Source organism: Pseudomonas sp. SIMBA_067, from assembly GCF_046534675.1.
Lineage (GTDB): Bacteria > Pseudomonadota > Gammaproteobacteria > Pseudomonadales > Pseudomonadaceae > Aquipseudomonas > Aquipseudomonas putida.
In genome coordinates this window covers 1-267 of record NZ_JAWRYH010000528.1, presented here as the reverse complement: position 1 = coordinate 267, position 267 = coordinate 1, and the positions used below count along the sequence as shown (strand labels likewise).

The 267-nt window shown below is 47.2% G+C and carries 1 protein-coding gene; it reads left to right on the top strand.

The window, feature by feature from the left end:
• Positions 1-15: 15 nt before the first annotated feature.
• Positions 16-267 (top strand): hypothetical protein (locus SB765_RS30180; RefSeq protein WP_410932569.1); only part of this gene is annotated, 252 nt, incomplete at its 3' end.

Genomic DNA, 267 nt, shown 5'->3' with positions numbered 1-267 from the left:
AGCACGCCCAAAGGCATGTATGAATACCTCACCACCCTGGTTAAAGGTAAGCCCTGGTACGATAACTGCTATTTCTATAATTTCGATGAAATTCCCTTTCGCGGCAAAGAGGGAGAAGGTGTAACGATTACCAATCTGCGTAATCTGTTTTTCACCCCTGCGGGGATCAAAGAAGAGAATATCCAGAAGCTCACTATTGATAACTACCGCGAGCATGATCAGAAACTGGCGCGTGAAGGCGGCCTGGATTTGGTGGTGCTGGGATTA